This window comes from Streptomyces xingningensis (genome assembly GCF_054957865.1).
On record NZ_JBDJPF010000144.1, the window covers coordinates 1 to 3,354 of the forward strand.

2 protein-coding genes are annotated in these 3,354 nt (G+C 70.2%); both read right to left on the reverse strand.

What is annotated here, in order from left to right:
* Positions 1–2,115, reverse strand: a complete 2,115-nt coding sequence (locus ABCR83_RS32480; protein ID WP_462698857.1) for a tyrosine-type recombinase/integrase — start codon at positions 2,113–2,115, stop codon at positions 1–3.
* Complete coding sequence (locus ABCR83_RS32485) at positions 2,112–3,269, reverse strand: tyrosine-type recombinase/integrase (RefSeq protein ID WP_462698858.1); 1,158 nt, start codon at positions 3,267–3,269, stop codon at positions 2,112–2,114. The genes ABCR83_RS32480 and ABCR83_RS32485 overlap by 4 nt, the downstream gene beginning before the upstream one ends.
* Between the last annotated feature and the right edge of the window lie 85 nt (positions 3,270–3,354).

Sequence of the window (3,354 nt, forward strand, 5' to 3'; positions counted from 1 at the left end):
TTATGTGGACAAGTCAAGGCGGCTCTCCTCCAGTGTGTCGGTGGGGTCTTCGAGGGGCTGGCCGAGGTCCGTCAGCAGCTTCTCGATGCGGTCGGCGGTGCAGTGGTGGCGTTCGACCTCGCGGGACCATCCGTGGTTGGCGGCGTCGGTGGCGAGGGCATGTTCGACCTTGCGCCTTGCCCGCAGCCGGGGCGCGTAGGCGGGGGTCGTGACGAACTTCGCGCAGGTCAGGTAGAGGTCGCACTCGCAGGGGCCCTCAGCGGGCAGCCGCAGGCAGTGGCCGAGTTCGAGTTCGGTCTTGAAGAAGTTCGTCTTCAGCCAGTCGACGGCTTCCTCGGGCAGGGCTCCGGACTTCAGCTCCGCGGCGGCGGGGCCGGCGATGTTGGCGCCGGGTTCGAGGACGGCCTTGTAGTCACGCAGGACCTCCTGGTCGCTGATCTGTGCATAGACGAGGGCCATGGACACGCTGGAGTGTCCGAGGACCTTCATGATCGTGTGGAGTTTGGCGCCGCGTTCGGCGAGCTGGGTGCCCACGGTATGCCGGAAGCGGTGGGCGGTGACGGTGCCGCGTCCGGTGCCGCCTCGCCCGCCGGGGCGGACGAGGCCGACGGCCTTGCAGGCGGCCTGGATCGGCGTCTCGAACAGGTAATACGTCGACAGCAGCTTGCCGTGCTGCATGAACAGGTAGCGCACCGGCTGCCCGGTCAGCTCGTCGGTGAAGGGCCGTTCCCTGCCCTGGCGCCGCAGGTCGATGACCTTCTGCAAGGCCGCTGCGGCGTCCTCGTGGAGGGGGACGACGCGCTCCTTGTAGGTCTTGCGGGCGGGCAGCCGCAGGCGGGCGGTGCCGTCCGGGTAGCGGTCCAGGCAGTCGAGGGGCAGGCGGCGGATCTCGTCCCGGCGGGCTCCCGACCAGCGGGCGACCAGCAGGGCCGCGCGCTGGAAGGGGCAGGCGATCTGCTCAACGGCCGGCATCAGCCGGTCCAGTTCGTCGTCCGGGATGAAGCGGGGCACCTTGAGCGGTGACTTGGGCGAGTCACCGGGGCCGATGAGACTGTGGCCGGGGACGTCCTCCCATTGCCAGGCCGCGGTGTCCCGGAAGAACTGGCCCAGCCCAGAAGCTCTTTGGATGCGGGAGACGACCCCGAGGGGTTTGCCGGTCGTCTTGGTGGGCTCCTCGGCGATGTGCTGGAGCCAGGCCAGGCAGTGGTTCCGAGTCACGTCGGCGAAGGAGGTGACCTCGGGGTGGTGCTCGCCGAGCCAGTCGCCGAAGCGGCGGATCGTCAGCTCCAGCTTGTCCACTGTCACCGGGCGGTCGGTCAGCCGCCGGGCGGCCAGCCACTTCTCGGCGACGGCCTGCATCCGCGGCGGCAGCACCAGCGGGGGCTTCCATCCGGGCATGAGCTTGCGGGGCTGCGTGGCCACCTGGCCGCGGTGGAAGAGCACGATCTGCAGCTGGTGCAGATGCGTGACCCAGTTCTTCGCGGGGCCTTCCAGGTAGCGCCGCCGACAGGGGTAGAACCGTTCCAGGTCCGAGTGGTCGGCGAAGAACCGGATGCCCTGGAGGGCCTCGGCGATGTGGTCCTCGGTGATCGCGGTGACGTCGAAGATGCCGGTGTGCAACGCGATGCGGCTGACCGACCAGTGCATCGCCTGACGTGCGGAGCTCGGATGGAAGCCCAGGGCGATCGCGTCGGCGACGAGTTGCTTGGTGCCCAGGTCAATACCGAGGGCGGCGGCCGGTTCGACGATGGCGAGCTGTCCGGGGGCGAACAGCCACGGGTAGTCGAACGTCGCGTAGCCGCGCAGCCCGAGATAGACCAGGTAGGTGCGGGCCCGGAACGACACCGGGTAGGACGGGCGGTGGAACGACTCGCCGTGTAGCCGGCCGACCCGTTCGACCAGCGGGGCGCCGAACCAGCTGGAGAGCTTGGGCCAGTGCTCGACGAACTGGCGGCGGAACCGCAGCTTCATCAGCCGGTATTGCGGGTTGCCGCCCTGGCCCTCGACGTGAGCCCGCCATTCGTCCTCGGGGCAGTGGCGCCATCGGCGTCGCTGCTGGGGAATGGCTGCAGGGCTGGCCAGGATGGCCGCCGTGGAGACGCCTTTCGACCTCACCGGGCGTCCTCCGCAGACGGCTTTGCCTTGCCCAGGGCGCGGTTGTACTCGTCCACCACGGCCGGATCCGAGACCCGGGTGTAGATCCGAGTCGATTCCGGAGTTGCGTGGCCGAGTCGTTTCTGGAGCGTCAACTCGCGCATCCCGCCTTCCCACATGCGGGTGGCGTGAGTGTGCCGGAGGGCGTGCGGGGTCACCCACGGTTCGCGGATCCCGGCCCGGGTGCAGGCTCGGGCGAACATCCGCACCAGGCCGTCGTAGCCGAGCGGTTCCAGGCGCCGGGTCCCTCGGCCGCCGACGAGGAACACCAGCGGCGTCTCCGCGTCGGCGGGCCGCTCGGTCATCACGTAGGCGCTGACGGTAGCCAGGGCCTCGGGCTCGTGCAGGTCCACCACACGCTCGTAGCGTGACTTCGACCGGGCGCCCTTGGGATGGTCGTCGCGGTGGCGGACTACCACCCGGCGGCGCCCGTAGGCGATGTCCTCCATGTGGAGCCCGAGGGCCTCGCCGGGCCGCAGGCCGCCTTGGAGCATCAGCAGCACCATGGCCCGGTCGCGTACCGATCGCAGCTCGGCGAGCAGGGCCTCGACCTGGGCGTCGTCCAGCGGGCGAGGCAGGGCCTGGACGGTCTTGACCCGCACCGCGCGGCGGACGGGCCGCTGGCGGCTGGCTCGCCCCATGAACGGGCGGTGCCTCTCGGAGACCCGCTGCAAGGCGGGGTCCGGGCGCTTCTCGATGGGGTTGGCGCGGTCCAACAGGCCGGCGAGGATGGCGTACTCGTAGAACGACGACACCGCCGCAAGGATCCGGTTGACCGTGGTCGCCGCGAGCTTCGTGCCCGGACCGCCCGCATCGGCCGTCGCGACGGTGAGCACCATGCGCTGCCGTGGGCGACGGGACGGGACCGTGCGCAGGTACTCCAGCAGCGGGATCGCGTGCGGCGGGGCGAACACGTCCCAGGTCAGGCCACGCTCGCCGAAGAACCGCCACAGGTGGCGAAGGTCGTACGCGTACGACACGCGCGTGTTCGGCGAGCAGTCCCGTGCGGCCAGGAACCGCAGGAATCCCGAGACCACCTCAATCGGATCGCCCGCCTCGTCGAGCAGCTCGACCCGGTACGAGCCGTCCTCGCGCCGCTGGTGCAGGACCCGCACGGCCACCTCCGGAACAGCCCCGTCCGACGGCCCACTTTGCCGCCCCTCTGAGCTAACGGGGCGTGAGGTGTCCAGGTAACAACAT